The sequence below is a fragment of the Pseudomonas sp. MYb193 genome (assembly GCF_002966775.1).
GTDB lineage: Bacteria > Pseudomonadota > Gammaproteobacteria > Pseudomonadales > Pseudomonadaceae > Aquipseudomonas > Aquipseudomonas paracarnis.
This window is the reverse complement of sequence record NZ_CP023269.1, coordinates 2,075,908-2,090,490: the sequence shown is the minus strand read 5'-3', so window position 1 is coordinate 2,090,490 and position 14,583 is coordinate 2,075,908. Positions and strand designations below refer to the sequence as shown.

Here is a 14,583-nt window from a genome sequence, read left to right as displayed (position 1 = left end):
ACTGAACGACGCGATATGCCCGGAGACTTCATTGAGCACTGTCTGGTAGCCGGGGTCCTTGACCGTGGTTTTGAGTTTCTCGACTTCAGCCAGGGCCTGGTCGGCTTGCTCGATCTTGCCCTGCCCGGCGTCGTCTGCGTCCGCCCTGCGGCTCTGATCCAGGCGCACCCGCGCTTCGTTCATGGCCTGCAACATCAGCCGCGACACCTGGCTGACCTGCCCTGCCTGCTCGATAAACTCCGCGCCCTCCTTGCCTTGGCTTTCCTTGAGGCCATAGGCGCCGTCGTCCGCCAGCCCGGCTTGCAGCACATCCAGGTTATTGGCCACGCTGGACACCGACCAACTGGCCATTTCCAGCGCTAGGTCTTTGGTCTGGGTCAACTCGACGAACTCATCGAATGCCTGGCGATAGGCGACCAAGGCTTGCTCAACGTCACCCATCACTCGCTCGTTGCTGGCAGACCGAGCCTTGAGACGCGTGGCCTGGGCCAGCAGCGCATCGACACTGGCATGCAGGGCATCAACGGCCTTGGGGTCGGCGTGCAACGCATAGTCTTGCTCGATCACGCGCACCTTGAGCAGGTCGCTGTTGAGCGTCGACATCGACGTAAGGCCTTCGAAGCGCTGGCCGATGGTCTGCAGGGACCACACACCGATGGCCGCTACCAAGGCCGTCAGCAGCAGTACCAGGGTAAACCCCAAGCCGAGTTTTTTTGCCATACCGAGGTTGGCGAAACGTCGTTGCACGCCCGAAATCATTGCACTTGATCCTCTTGCAATGGCAAATGCCATAAGCCAGGTTTACAAGCAGCGAGATTCGCAACCCCGAGGCACTGAGCACAAGCCGCTGGCGCCGGAATAATGGCAAAAAGCTACATGCGCGTCGTTTTCAGAATGGTTGAGGTCGATCTTGCCGCGCCCATGGCTCGGAACAGCGTCAATGCGCGTTGATCAGCCGCGTAGGCCACATTGATGCGTAACCATTCGCTGCGCTCACCCGTGGGGCTGAACAGTGCGCCGGGCGACAGCAACACACCCAGCCGCTGGGCGCAGGCTTGCAATCGCAAGGGGTCGGCCATGCCTGGTCGTGCCCACAGGAACATCCCGCCCGCGGGTGCGGCAAATACCTGCCACTCTTCATCCTCCAGTACCTGCAACGTGGCGGCCATCTGCGCATTCAAGCGCTTGCGCAGGCGCTGCACCCACTTACGATAAGTGCCGTTACTCAGCAACGTCGCCACCATGGCTTCGGCAAACCGTGAAGTGCCGATGCCTGTCAGGGTCTTGAGCTGGGCCAATTGCGTAATGATCGCAGCACTGGCACACAGGTAACCCACGCGCAGGGCGCTGCTCAGGGTTTTGGAAAAGCTCGACACATAGATCACCCGATCATCATGGGCCAGCGCTGACAAGCGCGTGCAACTGGCATGCTGCAGGTCGCCGTACACATCCTCTTCGATAATCAGGAAGTCGAGTTCGCGGGCCAGCGCCAACAACCGCTCCGCCACCGGACGGCACAGGCTGGTGCCGGTGGGGTTGTGATACAGGCTGTTGATGAACAGGCACTTGGGCCGATGGGTTTGCAGCAGCGCTTCCAATGCCGGGATATCCGGGCCGCCATGGGCACGTGGCACTTGCAGCAGCGTGACCCCCCGAAAGGCCAGTTGGCGGTAGAGATTGCCATACCCGGGTGTTTCGACCACCACCTCATCACCGGGCTTGAGCAACGTGCGTATCAGCAGGTCCTGGGCATGGCTGGCGCCATGGGTGGTGAGGATACAGTCCAGGCTGGTGGGCACGTGAATCTGGGTCAGGCGCTTGAGCAGTTGTTCGCGCAACGCCGGCAGCCCCAAGGGTGTGCTGTAGTTGAACAGGCCACCAGTGTCGGTACGGCTCAGTTCACGGATCGCGTAGCTGATGTCATCGCTTTCGCGCCAGGTGTCGGGTAACCAACCGCAGCCCAACTTCAGCTCGCCCAGCGGGCTATCGGTAAATGCACCCCAGCCTTGTTCCGCACCTTCATACCAATGGTTTTCGTGGGCCGTGGCGGGATGCGCCACCACGAACCCCGAACCCTGCCTGGGAGCCAGCAGCCCCTGGGCCACCAAGCGCTCGAATGCCTCGATCACGCTGGACTGGCTCAGCAGGTTATCGAGGGCCAATTGGCGAATGGACGGCAAGCGTGTGCCAGGGCTCACCCCCTCCTTGCGAATCCATTCTGCCACCGCGCCGACGATCTGCTGAACAACCGGTACCAGGGCTTGTCGATCGATCCCTAAATCCATGAGCCACTCACTTAAACTGTCTGTTAACCCAAAGCAGTTAAGCACAGAAGCCTGGTAAAGCCGGTCGCAAACTTTTATTAAATTATTGATTTTATTAGATTATTTACCTGAAGAAACATATTCAGCCACGGCACTCTGCCAGCTATGGAAACGCCCCACATCACCCCGCGCTCTTTTCAAACAGCGTGCCAAGCGCGGTCCTAGATCGCCGTCGCGCCACCGTCCACCGCCAGGGCCTGACCGGTGGTAAACGCTGCGCCATCACTGCACAGGTACAACACGGCGCTGGCGATTTCCTCAACCTTGCCAATGCGTCCCACCGGGTGCATGGCTGCGGCAAACTCAGCCTTGCGTGGGTCGGCCTCATAGGCGCGACGAAACATGTCGGTATCAATCACGGCCGGGCAGACGGCATTCACGCGAATTTTCTTCTTCGCGTACTCGATGGCTGCCGACTTGGTAAGGCCAATCACCGCATGCTTGGACGCCGCATAGATGCTCATCTTCGGTGCCGCCCCCAGCCCCGCCACCGATGCGGTGTTAACGATGGCCCCACCGCCCTGAGCCAACAGCAACGGCAACTGATACTTCATGCACAGCCACACGCCTTTGACGTTAACCCCCATGATCGCATCGAACTCATCGAGACTGCCGTCAGCCAGTTTGCCCTTCTCGATTTCGATGCCGGCGTTGTTGAAGGCGTAGTCCAGGCGCCCATAGGTGGCGACGGTCTGTGCCATCAATTGCTGCACGTCCGTGTCGAGCGTGACGTTGCAGCGCACAAATATCCCTTCGCCACCGGCCTGGTGGATCAGTGCCACAGTACCCTCGCCGCCTGCCACATCAAGGTCCGCGACCACCACCTTCAAGCCTTCGGCGGCGAATGCCAGCGCGGTGGCGCGGCCAATACCAGCAGCGGCGCCGGTCACCAAGGCGACCTGGCCGGAAAACGTCATGCTCATGGGAACTGTCCTGTGGGGTTAGTAACGGTGGAGCGAGTCTAGCCAACGCCGGGAGCCGTGCGTCAGCACTATCAGAAGGCCGGTTGGCGCTGCATGAATCGCAGTGATAAAGCCGCCCGGCTGATTATCAGCGAGGCCTATTGCCGGGCATTCGCCTGCTTTGCACACCCTTGCCCTTCTGCCACTGAGGGTCTATCACTCATGTTCCATTTCTAAAGAGTCCTTGCCATGACCGCCCAGACCAACCGCCAATTTCTGCTCGCCAAACGCCCGGTCGGTGCCGCCACGCGCGAGACCTTCACTTACCAGGAAGTGCCGGTGGGCGAACCCCAGGACGGCCAGGTGCTGGTGCGCAATGAATACCTGTCCCTCGACCCGGCCATGCGTGGCTGGATGAATGAAGGCAAGTCCTACATCCCACCAGTAGGCATCGGCGAAGTGATGCGCGCCCTGGGCGTAGGCAAGGTGATTGCCTCGAAGCATCCGAACTTCGCGGTGGGGGACTACGTGAACGGTGCACTGGGCGTGCAGGATTACTTCCTTGGCGAGCCCCGTGGTTTCTATAAAGTGGACCCCAAGCTAGCGCCCCTGCCCCGCTACCTGTCCGCCCTGGGCATGACCGGCATGACGGCGTACTTTGCCCTGCTGGAGACCGGCGCCCCGAAAACCGGTGACACCGTGGTGATCTCCGGTGCTGCCGGTGCCGTGGGTAGCATCGCCGGGCAGATCGCCAAGCTCAAAGGCTGTCGCGTGGTGGGGATCGCCGGTGGCGCCGAAAAGTGCAAGTTCCTGGTGGATGAGCTGGGCTTCGACGCCGCTATCGACTACAAAACTGAAGACGTGCCCGCCGCCCTCAAGCGCGAGTGCCCCAAAGGCGTGGACGTGTATTTCGATAACGTCGGCGGCGATATTCTCGACGCCGTGCTCAGTCGCCTGGCGCTCAAAGCCCGCGTGGTAATTTGCGGCGCAATCAGCCAGTACAACAACAAGGAAGCGGTCAAAGGCCCGGCCAACTACCTGTCATTGCTGGTCAATCGTGCGCGCATGGAAGGCTTTGTGGTGATGGACCACGCGGCGAACTTCGCGGCGGCGGGCCAGGAAATGGCCGGCTGGATGGCCCAGGGCAAGCTCAAGAGCAAGGAAGATATTGTCGAAGGGCTGGAGACATTCCCGGAAACGCTGATGAAGCTGTTCAATGGCGAGAACTTCGGGAAGTTGGTGCTCAAAGTCAGCTGACACACCACAAAAACAGATGTGGGAGCTGGCTTGCCTGCGATGCAAGCAACTCGGTCTCTAAGTGATACCGAGTTGATACTATCGCAGGCAAGCCAGCTCCCACATTTTTGCCGCTCTAAAAATCAGGCGATCTCGGCGACGACCGCTGCCAACGCCTTGGCAGGATCCGCTGCCTGGCTGATCGGACGGCCAATCACCAGATAGTCAGAGCCCGCATCCAGGGCCTGGCGTGGGGTCAGGATGCGGCGCTGGTCATCCTGGGCGCTGCCGGTAGGACGGATACCCGGTGTCACCAGTTGCAGCGAGGGGTGAGCGTTCTTCAGGGCCTGGGCTTCCAGGGCTGAGCACACCAGGCCGTCGAGGCCGGCTTTCTGCGCCAGGGCTGCCAGGCGCAACACCTGAACCTGCGGCTCGATATCCAGGCCAATGCCCGCCAGGTCCTCGCGCTCCATGCTGGTGAGCACGGTTACACCGATCAACAACGGTTTTGGGCCGCTGCGCTGTTCCAGCACTTCGCGGCAGGCGCTCATCATGCGCAGGCCACCGGAGCAGTGCACATTGACCATCCACACGCCCATCTCGGCCGCGGCTTTGACGGCCATCGCCGTGGTGTTGGGGATGTCATGGAATTTCAGATCCAGGAACACTTCGAAGCCTTTGTCACGCAGGGTGCCGACGATTTCCGCCGCGCAACTGGTGAACAGTTCCTTGCCGACTTTGACCCGGCAAAGCTTGGGGTCCAACTGGTCAGCCAGCTTCAGTGCGGCGTCACGGGTGGGGTAATCCAGGGCGACGATGATAGGAGTCTGGCAGACGGACATTGGAATGGGCTCTCAGGCAAGTCGAAATCGGCGCGGATTGTAGCGCAAGCAGCGCCGTTGCGGGATCCGATGATCGGTAAATACCGATCAAGCGCCCAATATAGGCGATTCAGGGTGATTGTTTCAGCGCCGATACATTCACGACATGCCCTCAATACGCCGTCCGGCTAGCCTCGCGCACATGACCGCCCGCCCAGCACTTCCAGCCCTGGAACTGGGCGCCTATGCTGACAGCCACAACCAGGCAGATGACCTCGCTATGCATACCCCTTGCGACCCTGTAAACGAAGCGCCAAAAGACGCGGTGATCGCCGAAGACAAGCGCTGGAACACCCGCGCGCTGATTGTCGACGACGACGTGCCGATCCGCGAACTGCTGATCGACTACCTGGCACGCTTCAATATTCTCGCCTCAGGCGTCACCGACGGCACCGCCATGCGCCAAGCCATGCAAGCGGAGACCTTCGATGTGGTGGTGCTCGACCTGATGCTGCCGGGCGAAGACGGGCTGACATTGTGCCGCTGGCTGCGCGCCGAGTCGGACATTCCGATCCTGATGCTCACCGCCCGCTGCGAACCCACCGACCGCATCATCGGCCTGGAACTGGGGGCAGACGATTATATGTCCAAGCCGTTCGAACCCCGGGAACTGGTCGCGCGTATCCAGACAATCTTGCGCCGGGTGCGTGATGACCGCACCGAACAGCGGGCCAATATCCGTTTCGACAATTGGCGCCTGAACAGCGTGCTGCGCCAGTTGGTGGCCGATGATGGCCTGGTGGTGCCGCTGTCCAACGCCGAGTTTCGTTTGTTGTGGGTGTTCATAGAACGCCCGCGCCGTGTGCTGAGCCGCGAACAGCTGTTGGACGCGGCCCGCGGGCGCTCTATCGAGGCCTTTGATCGCAGCATCGACTTGCTGGTGTCGCGCCTGCGTCAGAAACTGGGGGATGACCCCAAGGCTCCGCAACTGATCAAGACCGTACGCGGCGAAGGCTACCTGTTCGACGCCCGGGATATCGGTTGATGCGCGCCCCCTTCAATACGCTGTTCGGGCGACTGTTCGGCCTGTTGCTGGTGGCGATTGTGCTGGCCCATGTGCTGGCGTTCTTCTGGTTCCACCACTACGGCCCACCGCCACCGCCCCGCGCGGCGTTCGTCGAACAACCGGACGGCAGTCTCACGCCCTTGCGCAAGGCGCCTCGCCCCTGGTTTGGCGGCCCGGTGGTGCCCCTGACATTTCAATTTATCTCGCTGATCATCGCCGCCTGGTACGGCGCCAAACTGCTGAGCCGGCCGATCCAGCGCCTGAGCGCGGCGGCCGAGCGCTTGAGCGTCGACCTCGACAGCCCGCCCCTGGTGGAATCCGGGCCTCGCGAAGCACGCCAGGCGGCCTCGACCTTCAACCTGATGCAAAAGCGCATCCGCGAACAAGTCAGCCAGCGCGCCCGCATGCTCGGCGCGGTCTCCCATGACCTGCGCACCCCACTCTCGCGCCTCAAGCTGCGCCTGGAACAGATCGAAGACCCCAAGTTGCAAGGCCAGATGCGCCAGGATCTGGACGACATGATCGGCATGCTGGATGCCACCTTGAGCTACCTGCACGAACAGCGCACCAGCGAGACGCGGCATTGGCTCGACGTACAGGCATTGGTGGAATCCCTGAGTGAAAACGCTCAGGACCAAGGCCGCGACGTGAAATTTTCCGGCACCTGTACACCGTTGCAGGTACAGCCGATGGCCCTGCGTTCATGCCTGAACAATTTGATCGACAACGCCCTGCGCTATGCCGGCACCGCCCGGGTAGAACTGGCTGACAGCCGTGGCGCCCTGGTGATACGGGTGATCGACCACGGCCCGGGAATCGCCGCCGATAAGCGCGAAGCGGTGTTCGAGCCGTTCTTTCGCCTGGAGGGATCGCGCAACCGCAATTCCGGAGGGGTCGGTTTGGGGATGACCATTGCCAGGGAAGCCGTCGAGCGACTCGGCGGCCACCTGAGCCTGGAAGATACACCGGGCGGTGGGTTGACGGCGGTGATGTGGTTGCCGAGGGTTTAAGCACTCCCATTTACCTGACGCGCCGCGATCCAAATGTGGGAGCTGGCTTGCCTGCGATTGCGCAGTGTCAGTCGATGAAGTGTTGGCTGGCCCACCGCTATCGCAGGCAAGCCAGCTCCCACAAGTACTGCGGCGCACCACAGTTAGGTACACCCATCAGTTACAGGGTTTGTCTTCACGACGCACTTGCGCCTGGCTCGCGCTCCAGTCTGTCAACAGGCTGTAGGCCACCGCCAGCAACGTCGGGCCAATAAACAGGCCGATAAAGCCGAACGCTATCAACCCACCAAACACACCCAACAGCACAATCACCAACGGCAGGTTGCCGCCACGGCTGATCAGGTACGGCTTGAGCACGTTATCCACGCCGCTGATCACGAACGTGCCCCACACGCCCAGGAATACCGCGTAGGTGTAATCGCCCTTCCACACCAGCCACGCCGTGGCCGGAATCCACACCAGCGGCGGCCCCATGGGAATAAGGCTGAGCAGGAAAGTCACGATACCCAGCACCAGCGCGCCCGGTACGCCAGCGATTAGAAAGCCGATCAGCGCCAGCAGCGCCTGGGCCGCAGCGGTGCCGATCACACCATTGACCACCCGCTGCACCGTGCCGGCCACCAGTTCGATGTAATAGCCAGCGCGCTCGCCAATCAGGCGCTCCAACAGGCGGTGCACAAACATCGCCAGGCGCGGCCCGTCACGGTAGAAAAAGAACACGAAGACCAGGCTCAGGGTCAGCTCAAGAATGCCGCCGCCAATTTGCGCACTGCGCGCCAACAACCAATTGCCGACCTGACCCAGGTACGGCTTGATGCTCACCATCAGCGCCGCGCCTTGTTGATCAATGCTGTCCCAGGTCGCCACCAGGCGCTCGCCTACGAAGGGGATCGACCCCAACCAGGTCGGCGCCTCGGGCAAGCCGTCGACCTGGATGTCCTTGATCAGCGCCACCGCATCACGCACATGGTCAGCCAGGTTGAACCCCAGCCATACCAATGGCACCGCCACCAGCAACATCCAGCCCAACGTCAGGATGCCAGCGGCCAGGGATTCTCGGCCGCCGAGCCAACGGGTGAGCAAACGCATCAGCGGCCAGCTGGCAAATGCCAGCACCGCGCCCCAGAACAGCGCCGACCAGAACGGCGCCATGACCCAGAAGCTGGCACCAAACAGCACCAGCAGCAGGATTTGCACCAGCAGGCGATCGTTATTGAGCATCGGGTATCTCGAAAAGAAGGCTGTAGAAAGAGAGCTTAGGCGAACGGCGCGGGTCCGTTCGCCCTGTGGTGCTTAGCGTATCAGATGCAGATGCAGCCCTTGGGTTTCACCGGTGCCGGTTTCCAGACGGGCGGTGCGCACGCCCTTCTCCACCAGCGCCTGGCGCCAGGCCTCGGCCTGCGGCCCGCTCAGGCTCACGCGCAGGGTGGTGTCGAGGTTCAAGGCTCGGGATATCAAGGTCAGCCAGGTGTCATCCGGCTTGGCAACCAGCGCGGGAAAATCCAGCTCGCCGGTGCTTTTGAGTTCACGCAGCAGGGTGGCCGAGGTGGGCAGCAGCTCGCCCAAGGGCGCGCTGGCGTCGAGTTGCTCCACATGCAGGTAGGCGCGGCGGTTACCACGGGTGATGCCGTACAACGCGATCAGGGAATTGTCCTGCGGGGCGGCCAGGCGTAGCAGCAGGTATTCCTGTTGGCCGTCAGCGCCCACCAGCTTGGCGTTGCCAAACACTTCGTTGGCCCACAGGCTGCTTTCGCCACAATCGCGGGCCTTGCACCAGAACAACAACTGCGCACCCTTGGCCTGCAAGGCTTCGCGCGTTGCGGTAAAGGCGGCGCTGGAGCTGTGTTCGGCGGGCAATTCATAGGTGATTGCAGTGGCTGGGCCGCGTGCGATGGCCTGGCCTTCATAACGCAACTGGCCGCTGATCTTGCGGATCGCGCCCATGGGGTAGATGCGTTCCTTGTCTTCAGCGGGGCGGTAATCGACGATTTGCGCATCAACCTGGCGGGCTACCGCCGGTAGATCCTGGCTGCCGGGCAGATCGGCGGCAAATACCAGGGGGCTGAAACAGCAAAGGCCAAGGGCACGGATACGTCCTTTACCCAGGCTCATCGGATCAGTGAGCCCTGGCCAATGTTGGTCACAGCGATATCGAGTGTGTTCATGGTTGACTCCCTTTCAATCCGCCCAGCCTCGGCAGTTGACCCCGCCAAGTCAAGGCGTGGAGAAGAACCGATTGAAACAGTCTGCAACAAGAGCCGCACCGGGCTCGTCATTCAGGTGTAAATGATGGCCGCCTGGCAGCGTGGTAACCGTGAAGGGTAGCTGAGAAAGCAATTCGGAATGTTTCGCCAGCATGCCGTCAGCCGCGACCACCAACTGGGTAGGGCACCCTACCCTTCGCACGAAGGCCATGGCTTGTTCGTCGGTCAGGCGCATCGGCGACGCCAGGGTCAGGCGGCTATCGCTGCGCCAGGTGTAACCGCCCGGTACGGGCATCAAACCGCGCTGGGCCAGGAGCTGCGCCGCTTCACGGCTGACCGCCACCACGTCTTTCATCCGCGCCTCGACCGCTCGATCAAGGCTGTTGTAGACCGGCTTGCGCTTGTCCTGCAGGCTCAATTGCGCCTGCAACGCCATGCCCAGGCGCTCGGCCGCGTTCTCGCCGCTGGCGGTCGGTGGGATCACGCCGTCAATCAGGCCCAGGTGTGTCACCCGCTCCGGCAAGGCCCCGGCCACTACCAGAGAGACGATGGCGCCCAGGGAGTGGCCAAGTAATGCAAAACGTTTCCAGCCCAGTTGCTCAGCCACCTGCAGCACGTCGTAGACGTAATCCCACAAGGCATAACCGGCGCCAGCCGGGCGGTGCGCCGAGTGCCCATGCCCCGCCATGTCCAGAGCGACGATGCGCAACCCTCGCAGCCTGGGCGCCAGGCGCGCAAAGCTGTTGGCGTTGTCCAGCCAACCATGGAGGGCAATTACCGGCAGGCCGTCCTCGGGCCCGAACAGATGCGCGGCCAGTTCGATGTGCGGCAGGCTCAGGCGTACCTCTTCGACGGGCGTACTCATGCGCAACTGCGCTCACGGGCCTGCCAGCGGGCGAACAGGGTCTTGATCAAGGCAGCAGTGTCCTGAGGGCGTTCGAGGGGAAACATATGGCCGCCGGGCATGGTGAGCATTTCGCCCATGGGCAAGCGGTCGACACCGCTGGCATGGTGACGCATCACCACCCGGCTCTGGCGGCCACGCACCACGGCCAGCGGCACCTTCAACTGGCGCACCTGGCCCGGGCTGGTGTGGGGCACGCCGCGATAGATGCTGATTTCGGTGGCAGGGTCGAACCGCAGGCGCAGGCAGTCGCCCACTTGCTGCAGGCCATGTTGCAGGTACGCGTCAAAGCAATCGGGATCAAAGCCACGGAACAGGGTCTTGCCGGCGAAATAGCTGCGCGCGGTGTCCAGGTCGGTGAATTCTTCGCGCCGGCCAAGCGTGCGCCCAGCCGGGGTGAGGCGGTCGATAAAACCAAAGCGCTTGGCAGCGCGGATCACCCAGCGGTCTGCGCGGGTGAGCACCGGCGAATCCAGCATCACCACGCCCCGGTACAGCTGCGGGCAGCGCATGGCCGCGTGTAAATGCAGCACGCCACCCAGGGAATGGCCCACGCCCCATACAGGCTCTGGCTGCTGCTCCAGATGATGGATCAGCTCGTCCACCAGGTTCTGCCAGTTATCATCCACCGGGAACCTGGGGTCGTGACCGTGCTGTGGCAGATGGGCCACCGCATATTCCGGGGCCAGGGCGGCAAACAGCTTGCCGTAGGTGGCCGAAGGGAAGCCATTGGCGTGGGTAAAAAACACGTGCTGCGACATACAGGTTCCATCAACAAAAACAGAGGGGGATTGTCACCATGCCCGGCCCCTACAGCAATGACTGTAACTGCCAGGAATGATGACACTCACGCCACGCGCTATCGCGCCGGCGGTTGTTCACCCAGCGGCACCACGGCCATGGTCAGGCGCGAGACACAACTGGCCTTGCCCTCGTCGCTGCTCAGGCGGATGTCCCACACCTGGGTGGTACGCCCGATATGAATAGCCTTGGCCACCGCAGTTACCCGGCCGCTGCGCACGCCGCGAAGGTGGTTGGCGTTGACCTCCAGGCCCACGCAATAGAACTTGCTTGCATCAATGCACAAGTAGGCGGCCATGGAGCCGACACTTTCGGCCAGCACCACCGAGGCGCCGCCGTGCAGCAGGCCGTAGGGCTGATGGGTGCGGTGGTCGACCACCATACTGGCGGTAAGGGATTCGTCGTCGAAGCTTTCGAAACGAATATCCAGCATTTCACCGATGGTGTTTTTCTGGATCGCGTTGAGGTGTTCGATATTCGGTTGGGTACGCCACAGGCTCATACGGTTGTCCTTGTTGGTTTTATTACGACCCTAATCCTGCCACAGAACGGTTTCGGCGCGCGCGCTCCATGCTTGCAATTGTGGCCCGTACGTCGACTCGATCACGTTGCGTTTGATCTTCAAGGTCGGCGTGAGAAAACCATTTTCCACCGCCCAGTGGTCTTTCACCACCACCAAGTGCCCCATGCGTTCATGCTTGTCCAGGCCCGCGTTCACCTGTGCCAGCCAGCGCTCAAGGCCGCTGCCGAGAGCTTGGCGGTCCTCGCCGGGTGCCGACAACACGCACAGCCCGATCGGCGCGCTGAGCCCCTCGCCGACCACACACACCTGTTCAATACGTGCATGTTCGGCCAGGCGGTTTTCAATCGGCGCCGGGGCCACGTATTTGCCTTTGCTGGTCTTGAAAATTTCCTTGAGACGTCCGGTCAGGCGCAGGCGACCGTCCGCGTCCTGCTCGCCCTTGTCACCCGTACGCAGGAAGCCATCTGCAGTGAGCGTATCTGCGGTTTTCTGCGGGTCCTTGAAGTAGCCCAACATGGTCGCGCCACTGCGTACCTGCACTTCGCCTGACGGGTCGATACGCACTTGCACGCCTGGGCAGGGCTGGCCGATCCAACCGAGCGTTTGCCCACCTGGGCGACACACATGGGAATAGCCGCAGTTTTCGGTCATGCCGTACACCTCCAGCACATCCAGGCCCAGGCGCTGATACCAACGCAGCAACGCCTCGGGCACCGGCGCGGCGCCGGACAGGGCGATGCGCAGCGCATCCAGCCCCAGGCCGGCGAGAATTTTATGGCCGACGCGTTTGCCGATGAAAGGCAGGCGTAACAGAGTATCGAGGCGTTTTTCCGGGATTTTGGCGTAGACGCCCAGTTGGAATTTGGTCCAGATGCGCGGCACGCCAAACAAGGCCGTCGGCCGCGCCCTGCGCAGATCGGTGAGGAAGGTTTCCAGGCTCTCGGCGAAAAAAACGGTTTGCCCGGTATAGATCGACGCCATTTCTACAAACATCCTCTCCGCCACATGGCATAGCGGCAGGTACGACAGCAACCGATCATCCTCCCCGAGGCCGAACAACTCGGTACCGCCCGAAGCAGCAAACCCCAAGGCGCCGAAACTGTGCATCACCCCTTTAGGCAGGCCGGTCGTACCGGAGGTGTAGATGATAGTGGCCAGGCCGGCGGCATCCGGTAGCGGGTTGTCCTGGATCGGTGAACAGGCTTGCAGGTCCGCCCAAGTGAAATCGAAAGTCCCTTCAGGGGGGCACAGCGGCAGGCTGACAGTCGGCACATCCGCAGGAACGCCAGGCGCCATCGCCGGCCAATCATCAAGCTTACCGATCAGCGCCAACCGCGCCTGCGAGTGAGTCAGCACATGGGCGACTGAGTCCGCGGTGAGGTTGGGATAAAGCGGCACCGACACATGCCCGGCCATCCAGATCGCCAGGTCGGCGATGATCCAGTGGGCGCAGTTTTTTGAAATCAGCGCAATGTGCGAGCCCTGGGGCAACTCCCGCGCACGCAGCCAGTGCGCGGCACAACGAGCCTGGTGGCCGACCTCGCCCCAGGTGAGGGCCTGCACCTCACCGCCGCCGATGGGCTGAACGAGGAAGACTTTGCGCGGGTGCCGCGCTTCACGCTCGAAGAAGACCTGCAACGGCAAACGAAAAGCGACAGGCATGGGACGCGCTCCTTTGTGATCCGAGATACAGCCAACCAAGCACTTGCTTGGTTGACTATATAGCACAGACGAAGGAAACGGCCTGCCGCTAACCACGATGCGAAGCGAGACGCTCTTGATCTGCTCTTGATCTTGATCTGCTTTTGATCTTAGGCGCCCCATCAAACCACGCTGGCCGTAATTCGACAGGGAGTGGGGGGTAAACCGGCAGGGATGTCGTCATCGCAGGCAAGCCAGCTCCCACAATTGGATCGCGGGTGTCAGCGAGATAGGTGTCGGCTGGCAGGCCGTCGCGGGAGCAAGCTCCCTCGCCACAGCGTCGCACGGTGCCTAGGGATTCTTCACATCCACCAAACTCATCAACCCCGCCAACGGAAAATCACCCTCAAGCTCCGCCAAACTGGCCGTGTACATCGGCTGTGGCTGGCGCTGGTGCCCATGCTGCAGAAAACTGATCAGGCTGCCCACCAGCGGTTGGTGGCTAACCAACAGCACGTTGTCATCGGTATCGAGTTTCTCCAGCACTCGCTGGACATCCCCATCGGGCGTCAGCCACGGCACCGTGCAGATCTCAGGCTCAAACCCCAGCACATCGCGCACCAACTGCGCCGTCTGCTGCGCCCTAACATAAGGGCTGGCAATGATGGCGCCCAAGGGCTGGCCAATCAGGTGCGTAGCACTGCGCAATACTTCAGCACGCCCATGCTCGGTAAGGTTGCGTTCAGCGTCCGTGCGCGCATGCGCTTGGGCCTCTCCGTGACGCAGAATCCATACCTTCATAGCTTCGGCTCTTCATCACGCACCGGGTGCGGTGCCGGCGGTACGCTGTGGGCCGCTTCGCCTTCGGGCGCGCGCGGGGTTGGCCAATCGGCGAACGGCCAGGGCTTTTGTTCGGTGTGGAAGCTGCCGAAGCGGCCAATCTGCGCCAGGAACTGGCTGAGGCTGTCGCCAAAGTTCATCAGGCCCAGGTTCGGTGCGCCGTAGATCAGCCGGTAAATCAATTGCACCACCACCAGCGCACCGAGCAGGAATTGGGCTACCTGCCACACCAGCACAAATACCAGCATCCACAGGATGCGCAAGCCAATCGACTCGTATGGGGGGGCAGCTTTGGGATCGTTCATGACGCG

Annotated in this window: 14 protein-coding genes; 3 read left to right on the top strand and 11 right to left on the bottom strand. The window is 61.8% G+C overall.

The features are described from left to right. Positions 1–872: 872 nt before the first annotated feature. On the bottom strand, positions 873–2,285 hold the full coding sequence (locus tag CLM72_RS09845; protein ID WP_105226307.1) for a PLP-dependent aminotransferase family protein: 1,413 nt from the start codon (positions 2,283–2,285) through the stop codon (positions 873–875). A 200-nt stretch (positions 2,286–2,485) separates the two neighbouring features. Next, positions 2,486–3,247 carry an SDR family oxidoreductase gene (locus tag CLM72_RS09840; RefSeq protein WP_003190072.1) on the bottom strand — a complete coding sequence of 254 codons (762 nt, stop codon included), beginning with the start codon at positions 3,245–3,247 and terminating at the stop codon, positions 2,486–2,488. A 228-nt stretch (positions 3,248–3,475) separates the two neighbouring features. On the opposite strand from CLM72_RS09840, the gene CLM72_RS09835 reads away from it, so the two are divergent. Beyond that, positions 3,476–4,483, top strand: a complete 1,008-nt coding sequence (locus CLM72_RS09835) for an NADP-dependent oxidoreductase (RefSeq protein WP_089042713.1) — start codon at positions 3,476–3,478, stop codon at positions 4,481–4,483. 122 nt (positions 4,484–4,605) lie between these two features. On the opposite strand, the gene pyrF is transcribed toward CLM72_RS09835, so the two are convergent. Continuing rightward, a complete protein-coding gene (gene pyrF / locus CLM72_RS09825) occupies positions 4,606–5,304 on the bottom strand; it encodes an orotidine-5'-phosphate decarboxylase (RefSeq protein ID WP_003190068.1) in 699 nt (232 codons plus the stop codon). A 259-nt stretch (positions 5,305–5,563) separates the two neighbouring features. Between pyrF and CLM72_RS09820 the strand changes: the two genes are divergently transcribed. After that, positions 5,564–6,328 carry a response regulator gene (locus CLM72_RS09820; RefSeq protein WP_034127268.1) on the top strand — a complete coding sequence of 255 codons (765 nt, stop codon included), beginning with the start codon at positions 5,564–5,566 and terminating at the stop codon, positions 6,326–6,328. Beyond that, on the top strand, positions 6,328–7,359 hold the full coding sequence (locus CLM72_RS09815) for a HAMP domain-containing sensor histidine kinase (RefSeq protein ID WP_089042712.1): 1,032 nt from the start codon (positions 6,328–6,330) through the stop codon (positions 7,357–7,359). The genes CLM72_RS09820 and CLM72_RS09815 overlap by 1 nt, the downstream gene beginning before the upstream one ends. A gap of 156 nt (positions 7,360–7,515) precedes the next feature. On the opposite strand, the gene CLM72_RS09810 is transcribed toward CLM72_RS09815, so the two are convergent. The 8 genes from CLM72_RS09810 to CLM72_RS09775 form a co-directional block, all read right to left on the bottom strand. Further along, positions 7,516–8,580 (bottom strand): AI-2E family transporter, encoded by a 1,065-nt coding sequence (locus tag CLM72_RS09810; RefSeq protein ID WP_105226306.1) that lies wholly within the window; start codon positions 8,578–8,580, stop codon positions 7,516–7,518. 72 nt (positions 8,581–8,652) lie between these two features. Continuing rightward, entirely contained in the window at positions 8,653–9,471 is an 819-nt protein-coding gene (locus tag CLM72_RS09805; protein WP_105226305.1) for a DUF4892 domain-containing protein, read from the bottom strand. Between the two features lie 102 nt (positions 9,472–9,573). Next, the gene (locus CLM72_RS09800; RefSeq protein WP_105226304.1) at positions 9,574–10,428 is read right to left on the bottom strand and encodes an alpha/beta hydrolase; all 855 of its coding nucleotides are present in this window, start codon (positions 10,426–10,428) and stop codon (positions 9,574–9,576) included. Further along, a complete protein-coding gene (locus CLM72_RS09795) occupies positions 10,425–11,228 on the bottom strand; it encodes an alpha/beta fold hydrolase (protein WP_105226303.1) in 804 nt (267 codons plus the stop codon). The genes CLM72_RS09800 and CLM72_RS09795 overlap by 4 nt, the downstream gene beginning before the upstream one ends. A 98-nt stretch (positions 11,229–11,326) precedes the next feature. Then, positions 11,327–11,770 (bottom strand): hotdog fold thioesterase, encoded by a 444-nt coding sequence (locus CLM72_RS09790; protein ID WP_014717751.1) that lies wholly within the window; start codon positions 11,768–11,770, stop codon positions 11,327–11,329. A gap of 30 nt (positions 11,771–11,800) precedes the next feature. Beyond that, positions 11,801–13,453, bottom strand: coding sequence for an AMP-binding protein (locus CLM72_RS09785; protein WP_105226302.1), 1,653 nt, complete (start codon positions 13,451–13,453; stop codon positions 11,801–11,803). Between the two features lie 330 nt (positions 13,454–13,783). Then, positions 13,784–14,233, bottom strand: coding sequence for a phosphohistidine phosphatase SixA (gene sixA / locus CLM72_RS09780; RefSeq protein WP_105226301.1), 450 nt, complete (start codon positions 14,231–14,233; stop codon positions 13,784–13,786). Then, positions 14,230–14,577 (bottom strand): DUF4389 domain-containing protein, encoded by a 348-nt coding sequence (locus CLM72_RS09775; RefSeq protein WP_105226300.1) that lies wholly within the window; start codon positions 14,575–14,577, stop codon positions 14,230–14,232. The genes sixA and CLM72_RS09775 overlap by 4 nt, the downstream gene beginning before the upstream one ends. Between the last annotated feature and the right edge of the window lie 6 nt (positions 14,578–14,583).